General features: G+C 42.0%; 13 protein-coding genes. 2 read left to right on the forward strand and 11 right to left on the reverse strand.

Annotated features, from left to right (window positions below; all coding sequences use genetic code 11):
* Positions 1-262: 262 nt before the first annotated feature.
* The 10 genes from QTN95_RS00560 to QTN95_RS00605 form a co-directional block, all read right to left on the reverse strand.
* Positions 263-1,411 (reverse strand): RNA-binding domain-containing protein, encoded by a 1,149-nt coding sequence (locus tag QTN95_RS00560; protein WP_331415949.1) that lies wholly within the window; start codon positions 1,409-1,411, stop codon positions 263-265.
* The gene (locus tag QTN95_RS00565) at positions 1,399-4,017 is read right to left on the reverse strand and encodes a TrlF family AAA-like ATPase (RefSeq protein WP_331415950.1); all 2,619 of its coding nucleotides are present in this window, start codon (positions 4,015-4,017) and stop codon (positions 1,399-1,401) included. The genes QTN95_RS00560 and QTN95_RS00565 overlap by 13 nt, the downstream gene beginning before the upstream one ends.
* Positions 4,017-7,079 (reverse strand): type I restriction endonuclease subunit R, encoded by a 3,063-nt coding sequence (locus tag QTN95_RS00570; RefSeq protein WP_331415951.1) that lies wholly within the window; start codon positions 7,077-7,079, stop codon positions 4,017-4,019. Before QTN95_RS00570 ends, QTN95_RS00565 begins: the two co-directional genes overlap by 1 nt.
* Positions 7,080-8,273, reverse strand: coding sequence for a restriction endonuclease subunit S (locus QTN95_RS00575; protein ID WP_331415952.1), 1,194 nt, complete (start codon positions 8,271-8,273; stop codon positions 7,080-7,082).
* Positions 8,274-9,764 carry a type I restriction-modification system subunit M gene (locus tag QTN95_RS00580; RefSeq protein ID WP_331415953.1) on the reverse strand — a complete coding sequence of 497 codons (1,491 nt, stop codon included), beginning with the start codon at positions 9,762-9,764 and terminating at the stop codon, positions 8,274-8,276.
* Positions 9,764-10,639 carry a hypothetical protein gene (locus QTN95_RS00585; RefSeq protein WP_331415954.1) on the reverse strand — a complete coding sequence of 292 codons (876 nt, stop codon included), beginning with the start codon at positions 10,637-10,639 and terminating at the stop codon, positions 9,764-9,766. The genes QTN95_RS00580 and QTN95_RS00585 overlap by 1 nt, the downstream gene beginning before the upstream one ends.
* A complete protein-coding gene (locus QTN95_RS00590) occupies positions 10,636-12,135 on the reverse strand; it encodes a type I restriction-modification system subunit M (RefSeq protein WP_331415955.1) in 1,500 nt (499 codons plus the stop codon). Before QTN95_RS00590 ends, QTN95_RS00585 begins: the two co-directional genes overlap by 4 nt.
* A complete protein-coding gene (mads1, locus tag QTN95_RS00595; protein ID WP_009842282.1) occupies positions 12,132-12,308 on the reverse strand; it encodes a methylation-associated defense system helix-turn-helix domain-containing protein MAD1 in 177 nt (58 codons plus the stop codon). The genes QTN95_RS00590 and mads1 overlap by 4 nt, the downstream gene beginning before the upstream one ends.
* A 188-nt stretch (positions 12,309-12,496) precedes the next feature.
* Complete coding sequence (locus QTN95_RS00600) at positions 12,497-13,621, reverse strand: hypothetical protein (protein ID WP_331415956.1); 1,125 nt, start codon at positions 13,619-13,621, stop codon at positions 12,497-12,499.
* Between the two features lie 100 nt (positions 13,622-13,721).
* The gene (locus QTN95_RS00605) at positions 13,722-15,746 is read right to left on the reverse strand and encodes a hypothetical protein (RefSeq protein ID WP_331415957.1); all 2,025 of its coding nucleotides are present in this window, start codon (positions 15,744-15,746) and stop codon (positions 13,722-13,724) included.
* 138 nt (positions 15,747-15,884) lie between these two features.
* Between QTN95_RS00605 and QTN95_RS00610 the strand changes: the two genes are divergently transcribed.
* The gene (locus QTN95_RS00610; RefSeq protein ID WP_331416038.1) at positions 15,885-16,745 is read left to right on the forward strand and encodes a helix-turn-helix transcriptional regulator; all 861 of its coding nucleotides are present in this window, start codon (positions 15,885-15,887) and stop codon (positions 16,743-16,745) included.
* A gap of 269 nt (positions 16,746-17,014) precedes the next feature.
* Here QTN95_RS00610 and QTN95_RS00615 read toward each other — a convergent pair whose 3' ends face one another.
* Entirely contained in the window at positions 17,015-18,439 is a 1,425-nt protein-coding gene (locus QTN95_RS00615; protein ID WP_331415958.1) for a ubiquitin-like protein, read from the reverse strand.
* Between the two features lie 350 nt (positions 18,440-18,789).
* On the opposite strand from QTN95_RS00615, the gene QTN95_RS00620 reads away from it, so the two are divergent.
* The gene (locus QTN95_RS00620) at positions 18,790-19,563 is read left to right on the forward strand and encodes a helix-turn-helix transcriptional regulator (protein WP_331415959.1); all 774 of its coding nucleotides are present in this window, start codon (positions 18,790-18,792) and stop codon (positions 19,561-19,563) included.
* Position 19,564: the final 1 nt, after the last annotated feature.

Here is a 19,564-nt window from a genome sequence, read left to right on the forward strand (position 1 = left end):
ATAACGCCACTAAAGATACGAGCGTGGTAGCATTTGTTAGCTCCATTGTGAGCTATTGCTATCATGTAGAACCTTCAGATATCAAATAAGGCCTGATAAATCAGACCTTTTAGAATGTGGCGAGAGTGAGGCGGCAGAGTTAAATCATTAACACACTGAAAATTAATGACATTACCAAAAAGTAATGGCATAAGTATTACTCAGGGTATTACTTATAAAAAGCCATCAAAATAGTACTATTGTTAACATGCTACACATCCCTTTATGAGTCTCTCGTTATTACTACCTTGAACTCATTTTTATCTCGATCATCTATGAAATCTATATTTGACCAATTTCTCAGTGCTCGTTGAACACCACTACCAATCCCCCGGTATGGCAGAACATATCTTGCAAAAGAAGAAATAATCGGGTTTCGGCTGTTTGAATTTCCGTTGATAATATTATCAATGGTTAGATTGTTTGGTAAATGCCCTGGACTAATAACTTCAATTCGATCAGAAAAAACGAATAACTTGATTGGCGCCTGTGTAAAGTAATCCCGATGAATTAAAGCGTTTGCCACAATTTCTTCAAAAACGATCTTGGGAATTTCTGGCTCACCAACAGAATTAAAACCCTGCCCAGCTTGGACATGACGTATATTTGCGAGGATAAAGCTCATACACTCTTGGTAAGTAACCCCTAATTTCCCTTGGATATCTCTACTGTCATTGTAATCTTGATCTGTAATATCTATGCCAGGGAAAGCAACTGCTTTTACAACAAAAGCAGGCAGCTTAAAATGAGGCTGCCTTGCCAACAAAAGAGCACCACAAAGATTAAGGTTTCCTTCCTTGAATAGGTTCATTGACTCTAGCAGTTCTTCATAGCTTTGCGTTTGAGTGGAGAGTTCCTCTCCTATAACGTTTTGGAAAAACTCTGAAAAATAGTCGGCATCAATATCGTCAACAGAAGTATTGGGCACCTTCAACTCATCTGCATGCACTAAAGTCGCAGCTTGGAACATTCTCTGCATTTCTTCAATTGCTGTAACCGCACGTTTGTCTGAGCCATTTTTCACCCAAATGCGCCCATCGTTATCAGCACAAGGACGAAGGCCTTGTTCAATAGTGACGACTATCACCATACCGTCTGGGTGTTCAACATTCTCAGTAGTCAGGTTAATAGCTGGTTTTACATTGTTGGTTGCTGCATCTGCAATCAATCGATTACTTGTTTCAAGGTCGTCACTAGATAAACCATTCACACTATGGTCATCAGCTACACCAATAATCAGCTTTCCCCCTTGACTATTACTAAAAGCAATTAGCTCTTTTGCTATATCTTTAGCGCGAGTGACTCTTTCTTTAAATTGATGCTTGCTATCTTCACCACGAGCAATTAATTCAATAAGCTCTATGACTTCCATACTTCATACACCTGTTTGCGTTTTTCGAAGGCTTCTTGACCACCTTCCATTATTGAGACTATCTGCTGTTGAGTCTGCTTGTTATCAATGCTGCCTGATTCTAGGCCTGTTTTTTGATCTTCATAGTGACAACAAATTACCTGCTCAGCATCACCAAGTACTGGGATGTTTGCGTTGTGAGTTGCAAATATAAACTGGGTCGACGGTTTAAGCTGAACCAGCATTTTTATTACATCATCATAAATCGTTTGATTATCTAAATCATCTTCTGGCTGATCGATGATAACAACATCATTATCTTGTTGACTCAACACAAAAAGCATCAAAGCGGACGCTCTCTGCCCTAAGGAATGATGCCTTAATGCTTTGCCATGGTATTCGATCTCAAACTGGTTAGGCACTTGCCAAATTAAAAAATCTTCAATATTTCGTTGAAAATACTCATTGAACACTTCATAACTAGAAACCTCTTTCCTAACCTCATCCCAAGCGTCTCTCATTGTACAAAAATCGCCGAACTTCCCTACAAGCCCCTGAAGAGTAGTTGAGCGCAAACCACTTCCTCTATAAGCATCCTGCATAACCTTTAAAGTAGCCTCTGCATCTGTTTTATAGGTCGCCAATATTTTTAGTGGCGATTCCTTTTGGTTGATTCGCTCAATACACTTTTCGATCTGATTAAACTCTTCGATTCTTAACTGTTCTAGTTGAGCTAGTTCAGAACTCAACTCGCCTCTAAGTTTCTGATGCTTACTCTCACTCAAATCTAACGCTTTTAATACCTTGCTTGCCTGCTCTATCTGCGATTTTATCTTTCTGAAGTTCTCGATCTTTAATGATTGAACACCTTTTTCTCGAAGTTCGGCAGAGAGCTTACGCTCCATCTCGGCAAATGCCTCTTTATTTGCGTTTTTTGCCTCAACAAAACTTTGCAACTTACTTTCTAGCTGCACGATAAGCTCAGGAGCCCCTGCAACCATTTTTGCCATTAAGTCAAGCTGCTCTAATACTGGTTGGTATAGCTTGCGATACTCTTCAAAGAAAACCTCATTTTCTTTAGATTGGTAGTGAGTTATTAGTTGGAGAACACCTTTCTGTTCATCAACGAAGTCTTGAAGATCTGAATAAAAACTCCTGGCAGTATCGGTTGCATCCTTGAGTTTTCTCTCATCTCGATCAAACTCAATCTGCTTCTGGAGTTTTTCCTCAATACCGTTGTCTTGATAGATTTTTAAGCTGAACTCAGCATCCTGCTTTTTCTGAGTCCACTCTTGTTTAGTTTGCTTGTCACTCGACAGTTTTTTAATTTTGCCAATAATATCTAGGACTGCTTGTTTCTTGTCTGCAATTTTCTGGCGGATGGGCTCAAGTGAATCGCCCACTAGTTTTTCTATTAAATCCTTTTCAAACCCTTCGCCGCTGCTTGATAAATCCTTTTGACCAAAATAAATAGGGTTGTGTAATACAGTTTCACGAATGGACACACCAGGCTGGATAACGCCATCAACTAGCACATCAGGAGCTTGATTGTTGATTCTCTTAATCTGGTACGGCTGCCCATGTCGATCTACCGCGTTGATACATACCGCACCGCCATTATTCAATAAATGATGTACCAGCCCTTGCTTATATTCCTTATCCATAGACTTAGTGCCTAGTGGAATGTTTAAGGCGTATCGAATTGCTTCTAGCAGTGAAGATTTGCCACTCCCTCGAATGCCAATTAATGTATTCAGCTCTGGAGAAAGAGTGACTATTTGACCGCCAAGTGAACCTTCACCTTCAAAATGAATACTTTCAATATGTGAATGCTCTATCTTTTTCGGCTTGTCACTCACACGACATTGATGGTTAATCAGGGCAAATTTCACAGCATCAAATACAAAGTCGCCAACTTTGAGGTAGCTTGCTTTCCCTTTACCTATTTGTTCGATACTTTTGGGATCACTCCCTTCAACTTCTGCAACCAAGTACCCGTCCATTACAGAGGCAAGCTTGATTCGTTTGTCATGGGTCGATACTTTTTGGAACCCCAAAGCTCGCTTTCTAAATGTTTCACTGGCAAATAAATCACCAATCGGGCCAGGTTTTAGTGCTCCCCATAAGCCATTATCCGCTTCAACATGAGCAAAGATTAAAAAGTAGTCTTTTTCAAACTTATCGAGCTCACGTATCGTTTCCTTTAAATCATGATTTGAACGTGCATTCTCTTGCTCAAAATTAGCTTGCCCTGCAAAGGTGACATTTAGAAAGCTCTGTATATAGTTTTCATTTTCTTTATTGATAATCCATTCATCAGAAAAGATAACTAAAGTATGAATACCTGCCTGCCCATCCTTGACTGATAGCTCTACTCCCGGAAGTAGTCCAATCTCTTTCTTGCGTGCCTTTTTACGAATTTGTTTAAATTCATCAAGTGAAAATTTATTGTGATTGCTAATCACACCAAGGCCTATACCCGCTTGTTCGAGCCCAGCAATATAACTATTGATATAATCATTCTCACTGCCCGAATATTTGAATTCTTTATCTGCGCGGGTATGTAAGTGGAAATCAGCTCGAACCCACTCACTCCCATGACTAAATCGCGAATGTACATTGCTCATCAATAATGCTCCTCAATATAACCATACGCCTTGGCGAACAGTTCTTTGTCTTTTCCTAAACCAAACTGAGCAAGTGTCAGTAGCAGTGCCTTTTGAATCTCTCTTGGGCCACTGTTCGAGCTCTGCCAACCTTTAAAGCGTTTGGCTTTTACAATCTTGTCTATCTGCTCTACAACATCGCCGATTAGCTTAGGCGTACTTTCTGGGCGAGTTTCTAAAAACAGCTTGGTTAGTGCTTGTTTGTTATCTTCTTGGGTTACTGGAGAATCGCCCGTTTCACGTTCGGCTTGAACTGTATCTTTAGCCGTATCAAGTAGTCCTTTAAGCCAGTCTATTGCTTTGATTACGCCAGCTTCATAATCTTGGCGTAGTTTTTCTAAGCGCTCGCCGAGAGCGATAAACTTAGGATTACCGCTGCCACGTAGGCGGCCCATTAGATCGATTTCTAACTGGCTTGCGCGCTTCTCTTGCTCTTTCTCAGTCAAGGTGAAGATTGCGTGCTCATCCATCACCAACTCATCAATATCATCGCGAATACGATTGATGTCAGTATGTTCGTGAATCATCTTAATGGTTTCTGGGCCTAGCGCTGCCCAAACAAGAGAGCCTGTCTGCCCTACCGGACGAACTGATTCATAGATTTGTACCAACCACTTATAATCGGCTCTGTAAGGCGTAAGGAAAGCATCTGGGTTAATTGCAGACCATAACTTAGCTAATACGCCGAAAGAGGCTGCAAACTCATCACGCTTTTCGTTAGTCGGTAAGCAAGCTTGCGCTGCCATAATTCCTTCAAAGCCGTCGATGGTTCTGTCGACGTTAGGGAAGAAGCTTAAACACTTATCTAGCTGAGCTGGCAGGAGCTCCTTAAAGGCCTCAATGCCTTCTACAACACCATCGATTTCTTCAGGATCGTAAGCAAGTGCGGTACGCAAGTTCTCAAATACGCCAAGGTAATCAATGATGAGGCCCATTTGCTTACTAACGTTGTCCGTCTCGTACAAACGGTTAGTACGACACATTGCCTGCAACAAAGTATGGTCACGTAATGGCTTATCTAAGTACATGCAGTAACAGATAGGCGCATCGAATCCGGTTAACAGTTTTGCGGTAACAATCAGCAATTGAAGTGGTTGTTTAGGATCTTTGTAATCTTCAATCAGGCTCTTCTGCTTTTGGTCATTACCATCAATCTCTTGCCAACGTTCAAAGTCGGACTCTTTGATAGGCAGCTCAAGGTCTTGCTTCCATTTACGCCAGTCCTTGTTAACCTTGCCTTTCTTACTTGCGTCTTCATCTTTGATCGGTGCTTGATCGACGTTCATGACTACTTCAACCGCATCAAAGCCTAGTTTCTTACCGAGTAAATAATACATCTGAACACAAGCGTCTCGGTCATAGACCACAACCATGCCTTTCATCTGCTTTGGCTTTACATGGCTTACAAAGTGATTGGCAATATCTTCACTTACCGCAGCCATCCGTTTTGGCGCCTTCAGCATAATCGCTAGGCGGCCAGCACGTTTAGACAATGCCATTTTCTCATCATCATCCAGATCGTTGTCTTTGACCATTTGCTCAAAGGCTTCATCGATAGCGGCACGATCTACACGAAGCTCAGCCAAACGAGGCTCAAACTTCACTGCATTGGTCGCTTTATCTCGTATGGATTGCTTATAGCTGTAGCGGTTCATATAGCGCCCTTCATCCTCTTCGGCGCCAAAGAGTTTGAAGGTATTGCGATCGATACCAGAAATCGGCGTACCTGTTAAACCATAGAAGTGAGCATGAGGCAGCGCCCAGCGCATTTTATCGCCGAGGGAGCCCTCTTGAGTACGGTGCGCTTCATCCACCAGCACAATAATGTTGTCACGACTGTTCAGACCGTTTTCATTGCTCTCATCGATTTCGACATCTTTAAACTTGAAGACGGTGGTGATCAAAATACCGCGACTATCTTGTTCTATGTGCTCACCAAGCTTTTTACAGCTTTGCACTTTGATGAGGTTTTTAACATCCGCTCCACCAAAGGTTTCATTGATTTGGCTATCGAGATCTCGACGGTCTACCACAATCAAGACGGTTGGATTTTTCAATTTATTATCAGCCCGGAGCATACGAGCGGCATAAAGCATAAGCAAAGACTTACCTGAGCCTTGGAAGTGCCAGATAAGCCCTTTTTTCGGGTAGCCTTTTTTTACACGTTCTACAATTTGTTTTGCAGCTTCAAATTGCGGATAACGAGGCAGAATTTTAATGCGTTTAGGTGGGGTGTCTTTGCCTGTTTTAACAGTAGAGAACAGCGCGAAAGACTCAAGCATTTGCAGCAAGGTTTCTGGGTTTAACAAACCTTCACAGCTATCAAGTACGGTAGCTAAGCTAGCTGGAATCTCATCTCGCTGATCGGTTTTATGCCATGGCCCCCAATCTTTCACTCGGGCATTAATAGCACCATAAGCAAAGGTGCGTCCCTCAGAAGCAAAGCACAGAAGGTTTGGCACGAAGAACGGCTCAACATTTTCCCAATAGTACTTTTGGCCACCCATAAAATCAGCAGCACCATCTTGCCAGGTGACACTTGGACGAGTAGCAGATTTTACTTCTCCCACCACCAGCGGGATACCATTCACATAAAGAACGATATCGAAAAACACTTCTGTCGCGGCAATGAAATGAACCTGCTGAGAAACAACAAAATGGTTGTTTTCAGGAGTATCAAAGTCAATCAGCTTAATAGTGATATGGTCACCATTTTCACCAAACGGCAGACTTTTCTCTGCCATCAACCACTCATGAAAGTTCTCGTTGGCTTTAACTAAGCCCGTATGCTTAGCTTCCAACATCGAGCCACGAAGTTTGTAGATCACCTCATCGGCATAGTCGGGATTGTTTCCAATATCAGGGTTTAACGAACAAAGCGCCTCTTTAAGCCAGGTATCGACGAAGATATCGTGTGTTTGTTTGGGTAAGCTTTCACCATGGCAGTAATTCCACTTAACTCCGCTCAAGCCTCTTAAACGGTCAATGATTCCATTTTCTGTGACGGTTTGTTCGTTAAACATCTATCCTCCTATCATCTCTTGTGATAGTGATTTGACCAATATTGTTGTTGTCTCTCTCTTGCTATTAAGCTTTTCAATTGAAAGTTCAACTTCATTAATAATCTTGAGTATTTCCTTTTGTTCATCTATTGATGGAAGAGGTACTTTTAGTTTTTTAATGTTTTCTGCATTTATATTTACATTTGAGCCTTGCTGCGCTATGCCTCTTAGTTGTCTAGCACACAAGATTGACTCATAAAAATAACCAAAATAACTAGTCAGTATTTTTTCTTCGTTGAATCGAAAGCGGATCACATAAGACGCAAAAATAGCTTCTTCTTCAGAATCATAAATACCATATCGACCAATAGTTCCGCTTCTAGCAAATAAGAAATCGCCTTTCTCGACTTTAAATTGCTCGACCGTCTTAGCATCCACTTTCAACCTTGGCATCTCATCAAAAATAACCCTAGGATTATCAAGGTCAGAAATTCGAACTAAATAACACCCTTCAGCAGCATACTTTTCTGTTGTGTAAAAGCCCTGTTTATGTTCCAAGGTTAAATCACCAACAGTTACAAGTTGCCAGTTTTCGGGGTAACTACCAAACTTGGAATCGATGAAATTTTTATTGCCAATACCTTTTAATAGAAAGTTAGCTAATACACTTTGCTTGAGGTTATAGGCGGATTCAAGTGCAAGCTCTATGTGCTCTAAATCATTGGCTATGCCTCTTAACACCTCAACTGTAGCTCCTTGTTTTTCAAGGTTTGGGATCATGAACTCCTGATTCGCTAACACTTTCCATTTTATTGTCGGTGATAAAGAGCCTTCAGAAATTTCAACAGCACGATTCATGAACTCGTCAGACTGCATAAAGAATGGTAAAAAGTCTGGGACTATCTTATCTGTATTAGCTTCCAATACCATGGCATGGGCAGAACAAATACAGTCAAAACCAGCAATAGCTACCTTACGCTGATAAGCTCGACGCTTACCAAAGATTATCTGACCTTTTTTAACGAGTAGCTTTTGTCCCTTAACATCGCCAGGGACACCGTGACGATTAATTTTCAAACTACCTGGGTCTAGATGCTCTAGGCCAATATAAATACTTAAGTCGGTTTCGCTAGGTTCGACGCGCTTAGATATTTGCTTAGCAATCTCGCCAAACTTAACCATCTGCCAGCCATCCGGAATATTTTGGTATTTCATCTACTGCTCCACCTTGCTTTCAACGGTATACCCAAGCTCTGCAAGGCTCTGGAATAACTTGTTAGTCTGTTGTCTCAATTGCACACGGCTGATTTTCCATGCCTCAATAGCATGTTCGGTATCATGTACTTCCCCGCTAACCTTAGCTTTGACGTAAAGTGGAATAGATAAGTTATGTTGGTTTTCACTGATAGTGTCTAAATCAACCAACGCAGTAATGTCACTTTGGTTATCTGGTTTGAAATAAGCTTCGCAGAGCACATCTAAATCATCATCAGATAAGCGGCTGTGAGCACGCTCGCGGGTTACATGTTCTACACCATTGATAAAGAGAATCTTGTTTTTGCGCTCAGCTGGCTTATTGCAGTTAAGCACCACTACGCACGATTCCATCGGCGAGTTGTAGAACAAGTTTGGACCGAGGCCGATTACTGCTTCAATGATGTCAGATTCAATCACCTGTTTACGGATCGCTTGCTCTGAGTCACGGAACAGCACCCCATGAGGCCAAAGCATGGCCGCGCGGCCAGTATCAGGCTTTAAGCTTTTAATGATATGGGTATAGAAACCGTAATCTGCACAACCTTGTGGTGGCACGCCGTACATATTGCGCCCATACGGGTCAGCCGCGAACTTTTCACGGTTCCATTTTTTAATGGAATACGGTGGGTTAGCGAAAATAACATCAAACTGTTTAAGCTGATCATTCTCAATAAACTTAGGGTCGCCTAAGGTATCACCACGCATAACATCGAACTCTTCAATGTCATGTAAGAACATGTTCATACGTGCAATGGCAGAAGTTAGCAGGTTTACTTCTTGGCCATACAAATGAACACCGCGCCACTCTTCACCTTGAGAGCGTAAATCCATCACAGCATTCAGCAGCATACCACCCGTACCACAGGTTGGATCATACGCACTCTCGCCAGGCTTGAGCTTCATGATACGAGTCATCAAATGCACGACTGTCCGGTTGGTATAAAACTCGGCAGCAGTATGCCCTGAATCATCCGCAAACTTTTTGATCAGGTACTCGTAAGCTTCCCCCAAGTCATCTTGAGCAACAGACTTAATACCTAGCGGGATTTTGCTGAAATGCTGAATAAGATCTGATAGCAAATGGTCTGGTAAGCGCTCTTTGTTGGTCCACTGCGCATCACCAAATACACCGTGCAGTCGTTCATTCTTTGCTTCAATCAAACGCAAAGCATTTTGAATCGCTTCACCAATGTCTTTGCTAGTGTTGCGAACTTTCTCCCAGCTTGCTTCTTCTGGAATATCGAAACGGTGGTACATCGGCATAGCCGCATATTCAGCATCACCTTCGTGCAGCTCTAGCGCTTCGTTATACTCTTCTAGATATACATCCGATAGACGCTTAAAGAACAGCAGTGGGAATACGTACTGCTTGTAATCAGACGCATCAATTTGGCCACGCAGGAACTCTGCAGCGCCCCAAAGTAAGTCTTCTAGTTTGTTCTTGTTCATTATGTGCGATATTCCAAGTATTCAAGCCCTTCAAGCCAGAAATTGATGTATTTGTCCTTGCAGAAAGGTCCAGTTTCACTAGCAATAAAAACTAGCCTTGGCTTTTTATCCAATAACCCATTTAGCTTTTTCTCTTGAAATAGTCGGTAAGATGTCTCTTCTATCAAACTATTAGGAATGAAAAATGAAGGGCGTACAACATTTTCGTCATGCTCTAGCCTATTAGCAAAAACGACTGAATAACCAGCTTCATGCTTATTGAACCATGCTTTGCCAAAGTAGATTCTGAACTCATCAGCAAAGCTTTCTATCTTTTGCCCATCAATTTCAACGAACAACTCTTGAATTGGCATAGTACCAATTTCAGGTAATTGCACTAAGATGTTTTCATCGTTCAAAAATGAATCAACCATGGATGAAAGTACTTTCGAAGCTTGTTTTTTCCTTTTGCTCTCTTCTCCATCACTTTCACGTATCGGTCGCCCTTTAGTGATAAACTCATCTTCCGGCATGTCGTCTTTTTCAACAGGTCTCTTCGTGCTGTGAGGACGCAAGTTCAACCTAACTGCATTTGAAATATATTCATCAGTATCAGAATAATCGGAATATTTAGATTTCTTTCTCTTAACCCCAGAAAGATCTTTTCCTATCAAACATCGTTCGGAATGCACCTCAACGACTTTGTAGTAAGGCTCTACTTTTCTTTTTTCTTTTGGTCTATCCAAATTGGCGCATGTTACCGCTGCATGGCAATTGTCATCAGGACATTCAAATGCGAACTTGGATGTAATTTTACCTTCACGATATTTAAGATCTGCTTCTACAGGAGAAATGTTTCGTTTCAGCTCAATTGAATAGGATTTTTCTAACTTCATATTTCAAAACCTTCCTTGTTCAACAAAGCTTCGAGCTCCTGTTCAGCCATTTCTAAGGCTGCTAATTTTTGCTGGAAATCTTTCAATGCTTCTTCAACCGTAATGGTTTCTTCTTCTAGCGGCTTTTGTACATAACGAGCGATGTTCAAGTTGAAATCGTTCTCTTCAATCTCGCTATGTGGCACCCAACGTGCGACACCTTCAATATCGTCTGCTTTCGGGCCTTTGGTACGCATCTTCTGATAGATGTCATAGATCTCATCAGCTTGAGGCTCTGACAAGGTGTTTTGCGCTCGGCCTTTAGTAAAGATATCTTCCGCATTCACAATCAGCACATGGTCTTTATGCTCTTCAGGTCTTGCTTTACGCAATACGAGAATACAAGCAGGAATGCCAGTGCCGTAGAACAAGTTTGAAGCCACGCCGATTACCGCTACGATGCGGTTCTCTTTTAATAGCTTGGTTCTAATTTTACCTTCGGCACCACCACGGAAAAGCACACCATGTGGCAGCACTACCGCCATGCGTCCTTCATCGTTTAATGAAGCAAACATATGCTGCACCCAGGCAAAATCACCATTGGTTTTTGGAGCTAAACCAAAGCTTGCTCGGCCATATGGATCACTTGTCCAATAGTCATAACCCCACTCTTTTAAGCTAAATGGTGGATTTGCGATTACGCAGTCAAAGTTTTCTAGTTGGTCATTTTTCAGAAACTTAGGATCACGAAGTGTATCACCACGAACAATTTCAAAATCTTCTTGCCCGTGTAGGAACAAGTTCATTCGAGCAATGGCTTCGGTAGTCAGGTTCTTCTCTTGACCTTTGATTTTAAGGAGACGTGGGTCACCACCGTTCTCTTTAACATGGTGAATGGTTTCAAGCAGCATACCGCCTGTACCACAAGCTGGGTCATAAACACTTTCATTAGCTTGTGGGTCTAGAATATTAACCATAAGACGAACAATAGTACGCGGTGTATAGAACTCACCTGCTTTCTTGTTTGCTTTATCAGCAAAGCGCTTGATGAGGTATTCGTAAGCACGGCCCATATCATCATTACGCACACTCGATACGCCAAGGTTAACCTTGTTGAAATGGTTGAGTAGTGTCGATAGCAGTTCGTCTGATAGACGCTCTTTGTTGGTCCAGCTCGCATCACCAAAAATGCCATGCAGCTGTGGGTTTTCTAGCTCAATGCCACGGAATGAATCTTTTAGGGCTTGGCCAATATCCTTGGTTTCTGCAAACACATCTTTCCAATGACAGTTAGCTGGAATTTGAATGCGGTGAAACATATCGCCTTTCGCAAGCTCTTCATCACCCACTTGCTCCAACGCTTCTTCGAATTCTTCATCGTAAACATCACAGATACGCTTAAAGAATAGGATTGGGAATATGTAGGTTTTGTAATCCGAAGCGTCGATTGGGCCCGTGATTATATGGGCCGCATGCCAAAGGTGCGCTTCTAAGTCTTTGAGATTTATTAATGTCATTGCTTGCTCTTATTCTCTTCTATCCACGCTTCAAGGTCTTCACGTTTGAAGCGCCAAGAACCGCCGACTTTGAAACCAGGAAGCTTTCCTTCGCTTGCTAATCTATAGGCTGTTTTTTCGGCCAACTTTAGGTAAGCAGCCACCTCTTTCAAGGTTAAAATTTGGTCTACCATTCAGAGTGTTATCTCATGTTGGTTTTATTCATCAGAATTAATGGTGAGAGAATATGGGAAAATTGGGGAATCAGCAATGTGAGATAACTCAATACAAGACTAAGTGCATAGAAAAAATACAAATGCCACCAGCTTTCGCTGGTGGGGCTTGCTTAGATATCTTTCATACCATTTTAAGCCAATAAACATCACTTTCCGTTTGCAGACTCAAAGTAAACGTTTAAATTTGATTCAATATCTTGAATCGCACTATTTACCAACTCTAAAGTATCCCGCCCCTTAGCTCTAGTTGTCCCCATTCGAGATAACAAAACATCACTAGCCAAGTTGTCGACATATCGCCAATATGGCAGATCTCTTAGTTCATCTTCTCTATCAACGCACAGCCTCCCCATACAAGAATCCGTAGTTGTTGACGAATGAATACTATGACATAACCTAACTAGTTTCTTATCTTGCGTTCCGACCCAAAATTCTATCTTAGGAGCACCAGGGAGATCATTTGCTCTAGCCCCATTGTCTTCTACCCAGCAGGGAATCTTTAATAGCATCGAATCTATTGCTCGATCAAAAGCCAAGTATCTACATCTTTCAAGATCGGTACCTGACTTTCCAAAATTATCCTTTATTTTTTTGTATCGTTCTTGAACACTCGAAGGTGTTAAATGCAATGAACGATTCGGCTCCCACAAAAGATACTTCATTATTTCTAATTCAAATGCACTAATTAGGTCCAAGTAGTGGACCACGCCATAGAGATACATTTCGAACTTCTGTTCAGGTGTAAGATCGAAATGACATCTATAGATCTGTTGATAATGCAAAAAACACACATAAGAAATACCATACACACGACGAGCATCATCCGGAAGGTCGTTGAAGTTAACTCGTTTTTCCTTAGAAACTCTATCGAGTGGTTCATATGTTGCCTCTGAATCATCAACATGTCCTGGCCAAAACTCATTACAAAATCGTTCATAAGCCTTATAAGCTTGAGTAATTTTAATTCCCGGCATTTCATCAAGGCCATTTGCACTTAAGCAAACTGTTGGTACGTTTAACAACTCCACCAAAGGCGCCAATCCAAACTTCTCAACATCTTCGATCGTGGCGCTTCTACCCTGACTATCAACTTCATCGAACATATACTCCATATGCTGTATAGAACAATTATCCAGCATAATTTGAACTACTTTATTCTCTGAATTCCATTTCTGTACTGCATATTGAGCTGTCAGTTGAAGAGGAGGTAACCACGAAGAACGAGTAGGACGAATAAAGTCTATCGTTGGAAATTTATATTTATTTTGCAAACCACTCTCCTATGAATGAATTCTAGTGAATACTCCACATTGCTCAGCGTTGTTAAGTATTGTGTCAGCTTTAAGGCAGTTAGATTTATACACAAATTATTCATACCTTGCTTTCGTCGTAATTTTGCTCTGACAGATACTTCCTTAGTTCAACTGCTTTCTCTGCAGAAACTAGTTGACCGAAGAGAAACCCACCTTGTTCAAGCCAGTCCCAAAACAACAGCAACTTACCTAGCCTAATTTTATCGACCCTCGCATAAGCTCTTTCAAAAGCAGCTGAGTAGTACTCATTTACTTGGTTAGCCAACCTACCTACAAATTTGTTCAAAGCCTCTTCAACCCAATCTTGTTCATGTCCTATAAGCTCTGATGGTTCTTCAATACACAAGAGATCTCCCGCTTGAAGAAAAGTCTCAAGATAACTATATTCCGGGTCCCAGTTCCCCATCAATGCCTTCCAGTTTTTGTTCAGGAACTGCACTTTTGTTCTGCGTTTAATCTCATTTAGTTTTTCTTCTAGTTCTTGAGTCTCTTGAGATGATTTGTTAACAGAATATGCTGAAATCTGATTCGACATCTCGATTGCCAATGGACTTTGAACTTCGAACAGTTGTATTCGCTTTTCAAGTGGGTAGCTGAGAAGATCATTAGTGATGCGCCAGATGGCCGCTGGTTTAGGTAGATCTTTGGCAAGTGATGTTGTTTGAGCACCAATTTTTTCTAAAAGAATGTTCAAATAACGCCGCCAGATGGGAGAAGACAAATCGCTAGATATGACATTCCAATAATCACTCATAACATCTGCTAGGTGGTATCTGAGATCCGTTAACTCTTGAACTGTTACACCTTGATTAAGCACTCTTCGGACATAAACTATTTGATGGCGTAATCCTCTAAGCTCCTTGGCATGAGCTATTCGCTCGGCTTTCCTTTGTCGCTCTTCAAGCCTCACCTTTTCTCGCTTGATGGTTTGATGGACAACTTCAAGCAACAAATCTCGTTCATCACATCCTAGCAATACATAATCAAAACATTCGGTTATCTCACCTGATAGGTGAGTAAGTGTTGGCAGTGCAAGTTCACCTTGCTCACCACGCAAAGCAATTTGTTCAAGAAGTTGCTTAATTCGTTTTACTGCCTGTTGAGACTCTCGTTGAGCCTTTTCCTCTATAGCAGCTGACAGTTCTTGTTGCTTTCCATGCAAAGCAGCTTTTGTATTGATTGCGTATGGTAGCCGTTCTGGAGACAATATTAAGTCACTCAATACCACCATTTGACACCCATAGCTCATCTCTAAGAAAAGCTCTGTTGATTTAAAATCAAACTCGGGGAAATGTGCCTCGAAGTAGAACTCTCCACTCTCTTGGCTTTTATCTAACGCTTCTTGAGAGAAAACAAAGGCATTACATTGGATGTCTTTCACTTTGCTCTCAAACTCCGAAAAACTTTCAGGGTGAGCCTCTAAGGCGGTACCGTACATGATGTAATAGAAAATAGAATCGCTTCGACCTTCACTAAACAACCAAATCAGGTTGATCTCTTCCCCTAAGAAGAACTGCTCGCGAGCATGGATTATTTCTGGGTCCCACCAACCTTGAATCAACTCTATCGCGAATCGATTACCATTGGTGTCTTCAAAGTAAATATCCGGCTTGCGCCATTTTTTGGAAGTGCCTTTTTCTGCAAAAACAAACTTTTCTACTTGGATAGAATCACGCTTTATCTGATCTGATTCCCTCAATATACCGGCAATAAAGTGCTTTGTGCGAAAGTGCCATTGAGTTTCATGCATTTCAGCTTCAGTAAATGCAAAATCACCATGGTAGTCACTGTGAAATGGACAATCTACCTCATCCAACTCCGGAATATGCTTATGATAGAAAGCTGCTCTACTAGCCGCACTTCGTGCTCGATACCTTACAGGGAGCCCACAATAACCACATTGAATAAAGTCTTCACCTTCCGCGCTATGAACTACAATTTTCTTCTTTATAGATGCTGTACGAGCTTCATCAGGTGTTGAACCATAAAGCCCCAGATAATCACTGGCTAATATTGGACCTTCGATGCCTTTAATCGCAAGTTCCCATAAACCATTTTTGTTATCGCTGTTAATGTAATTCATAAAGGCTACCCGCAAGTGCGTTACGCTGTTCTGGTTACTTTCTTGACGATTTTCAGTCCCAACAATATTATGACGCCAATGACGACAGGTAAATACTGATTACATACACACGTCGCATAACTAGACAGGAGTTAGATGATGAACAAATGGCCAATCCGCTGGGATCTACTGTTCCGCTACAGAATGATAGAAGTCATCGCACTATGGGAAGGACGGTTAACAACCAATCACCTGATTAAGAGCTTTGGTATTGGCAGACAGCAAGCATCGAAAGACATCAACACCTATCTAGCCGATATCGCTCCAGGAAACCTTGTTTATGATCAACAGCTGAAAGGCTACAAGCCCAGTGATAGCTTTAGCCCACAAGTAACAAAGGGTCATGCTGACGAATATTTGCACATTCTTTCAAGAAGTGAAGATATTACCATCACATTTAAAGAACTCGATATGGGGTTTGAGAGTGTCTCGATGATTCGCCCTGTAACTCGCAATATATCACCACAAGTATTACGTCCTTTAGTACAGGCGATACGAGAGAAAAAACGTGTCGATATAAGCTACACATCACTCAAAGACGGTATTGAAGTTGAACGGATTATCTCTCCACATACCCTCGTTTGCACCCCTCTACGCTGGCATGTTCGGGCTTATTGTGAACATGCGAATGATTATCGTGATTTTGTGCTCAGTCGCATAAGAGGCATTCCATGCCTTGAGGCCAAAAGAGTAAAAGCAAGAGAGCATGACGAGTTATGGAATACTCCCCTCACAGTTGATTTAGTGCCTGACCCACGGCTCACAAAAGCTCAGGCCAATATCGTTGAACATGACTACGGTATGGAAAAAGGTAGACTCACAATACCAACCAATGCTGCGTTGGTTCGCTATGTTCTCGATGCCTATAATATCGATATTAATGTATTGGATTCGAACCCTAAAGGTCAGCAGATTATTGTGAGGAACTTTGAGGAGCTTAAACAGTATTTATACTTCTAACTTGAAAGAGATGAAACACATTGATGATATGTACCAATTCAGATTAGATATCGCGATTATCCATTTTTCAAATCGGTACCTGCGAGATTATATCTAGGCTAGATTCCATTGTAAGGACACATACCTTAGAACCCGTCAACGAGAAGGGGATGAAGCATTACCCCGTTTGTTGATAATGGGCCGTGGGTGTATTGGGCAAATAAAAAGACGTCCGTGGACGTCTTTTAAATTGAAAGCGGGCGTTGAGTGAGGAGCCTTGCTGTGTGGCATCACAAAGGGATGTCAAAGGACAACAGCACCTCTCCCGTAGTCATAACGGGAAGTGAGAATCCTGCACTAATACCCGAGTCTCGGTGAGTGAATCTGGTGCCAATACTGGCATATTGAGGAGAAAATTGTTGCGCAGAAGACATTTTACTCCATGTGCTGATGGTCAGATCTTGGTTAAACTGAGCGGTATACTCTAGCGCAAATTGAAGTTGCTTGGTGCGTATCGTCTTGCTTTGTGAGTACTCATATTCAAGATGAGAGATGAAAGACTGCCACTCCAGACTCATTTTCATCAGTGTTACCAATGCATCGTAGTCTTGGTGTGTGCCGCTTAAGAGCCCTTTTTGGTATTTCACCCCGAAAACGCTGTCTAAAAGGAAATCTTGATATTCAAGGCTGTATTTTGCATCACTACCAATACGAAGCAAGCTGTTACGAAACGAGCTTTCATCGTAAAAAGCATTACTTGAATCTGAATAAGCCTCTAGTGTTTTGTGTGTATAGAGCCAATCTGAGGTCACAAATAACGCCAACGGGATACGCTCAGCATTAAACATCTCTTGCTGTATTTGAGCAGAAGCTAACCATGTACTCGCGTCGGTCTTACCTTTCGCTGAACTGGATAGTGACTCAAGCTCAATGCGACTTTGTTGGTTGCCAACCGCAAACTCAATAAACAGAGTGTCATCAACCCAGGCTTGAAAATATGGCAAAGCGGAAAAACCGGTTTCACTCGATTTGGCGGTATTTTCAGCCGACAATTTAGTTTCAAACACGCCCAAAGCGATCCCTGATACAGAGGTTGAGGTGACGGGTGCGTCCATGCCAAAGACTAAGTACTTAGTCTCTGCGTCATACCCAGCCACAGAGCCGACACGCTCCTTCACCGTCTGTTGCGCCGTGAAACTAGACCAAATACGAACACCACTATCAGACGTTCGATTAGCTATATTGAAACTACTTGATGAAAGATTGGATTGACTCTTAATCGGTTCAGTCGAAGGCAACACGGCCAACAAAAGGTTGGCTTGTTGCGTCGCGTTAGTTGCGATGTGTTGCTGAACAACCTCATGAGCGCGAGGAGTGTCCTGAACGCTATCACGATCAGGATCGATAGCTGGAGGTTCAACCGGATCAGTACTTTTTAACGTGACCTGAAGAATGGTTTCTTTTTGTATATTGTAGTCAGAAAGGGTTCTGCCATCTTCAAGCACAAGACCAGAAAACATCAAACTCTGGCTATCAATCGCTATGCCTTCTTTATCTTCAATTTTGGCTTTTACATTTTCAACACTATCGGACGCTTCAACATCCAAGGTGATCGTTTTTCCACTAGGCACTTTAACAAAAATCTGCATAGCAAATGCAGGAAGGGGCGCGAGTAGACAAAGCATTGAAACAACAACACTAATAGTTTTTTGCATTTTATGGATCTCAAATCATCAAGCGAGCGTTATAGCTCCGACCAGTTATAAGGTGCGAAGTATATAGAACTCTCGTCACTATTAACAATTCATTCAATAATTCGTATTGTGTGGGGTGTATCAGGATCAGAACAGTCGTGCTCGGTAGGTAACGGAACAGCCGCTGCACTCTAGTTCGCAAAGGTGCACGCAAGTCAATCAATTGGGGCTTATTACGTTTGGTATTTCAATAGTTTGATCTAGGTTGTATTGATATTGCTTATTTTTGGCTAGTTTTATCATTAGGGTAGCGAGTCAATGCCCACGATTCAGGTGGGATGCAAATCAAGGTGGTGCCAATGAATGACTGCATGCAACGGTCAACATACGTCAATCTGTCTGGCCGCAATTTAGAGTGTTTACTCACCTCCGAGCTGAATCGATTGGGATTGGATTATTTTGTGCTAATGATTATCGATGCCAGTCAAAATCCCATCTACCAATATGTTCATGGTTTTTCTATGCATCAAATGGCTATCTATCAGCAACACATCGACCATGATGCTTTTTTTCACCACTACATGAAGATTGGATTGATGGGTGACTTAACGTACATGCAACAGATGCTACCGGTTAAAACCATTCGCGACCCAATTTTTCAAGACATCTTGGTGCCCACACTCGACCTTCACCATTCTCATAGTGGATTGGTACGTCTAAACCATGGACACTACCTGATGCTAAGTAGCCATGGCGACGCGAGGTTAAGTCCGCGTGACCAATCTCAGTTGCAAAACGTTTGGCAGTTTCTAGGTTGTTGGGGCAACTTTTGGTTAGAGGAGCGCGAGATGGAGAACCGCTTTGCTCAATTAACCACACACACCTCTCCAGGATTGCCATTAGAACTGTTAACCAGCGCGGAGTTGGCAGTCCTCTACTTGCTGTCACAAGGCTACGATGGCAGCGAGGTCGCCAAAATACGTAATGTATCGAAAGAGACAGTGCGCAGCCAAATCAAACAAATCTTACACAAGACCGACTGTCGCCATCAAAATCAACTGCTGAGTCGTTATTTTTTTGAGCGTAAACCGGCACCAACTGAGCGATGGATAAGTCCCCCTTCACGTCTAGCGGAATTGATATAAA

This window comes from Vibrio sp. M260112, from assembly GCF_036533775.1.
GTDB lineage: Bacteria > Pseudomonadota > Gammaproteobacteria > Enterobacterales > Vibrionaceae > Vibrio.